1 tRNA gene is annotated in these 502 nt (G+C 55.6%); it reads right to left on the bottom strand.

What is annotated here, in order from left to right:
* Positions 1-153: 153 nt before the first annotated feature.
* Positions 154-240, bottom strand: a tRNA-Leu gene (locus EKL94_RS22305).
* Between the last annotated feature and the right edge of the window lie 262 nt (positions 241-502).

The following is a 502-nucleotide window of genomic DNA, read 5'->3' as shown; positions in this document are numbered from 1 at the left end:
TTTTATGTAGAACAGTAGTCTTTAGATGATGTTTATTGGTATTTTTTATTTTTCTTGTGCGACGGCGTAACACGAGATCACACAGGGTAAGCTCGTGGGCAGCGTCAAAGTGGTATAAGGACACGGGAGCGATGCACGCATCGCTCCTATGTTTGGTGCCGGGAGCGGGACTTGAACCCGCATGAGCTTGCGCTCGCTACCCCCTCAAGATAGTGTGTCTACCAGTTCCACCATCCCGGCGAAGGCAAAGGACAGTTTAGGAGTCAGCCTTGGGCTTGTCAAGGAGGCATGGCGGGTGTAGTGTGGCCCCTGAGCCCGCTAGGGCTAGACAACCCGGCCCAAAGTCCCTGGTGCTGTGGCCGGTGTTCACAGCCTGAAGTGGGGAAACCGGTGAAACAGCTAGCTGTGTTTCCCGGGTCTGTCGGCCAACGGGGGAGGGGCTGGGGGGCCTTTTGACACCCGCTCGGGTTCCGATACCTGTGTCTTTTACACATCTACGAGA

The sequence above is a fragment of the Stenotrophomonas maltophilia genome, from assembly GCF_003970865.1.
GTDB classification, from domain to species: domain Bacteria; phylum Pseudomonadota; class Gammaproteobacteria; order Xanthomonadales; family Xanthomonadaceae; genus Stenotrophomonas; species Stenotrophomonas maltophilia_AR.
This window is presented reverse-complemented; position numbering and strand designations above follow the sequence as displayed.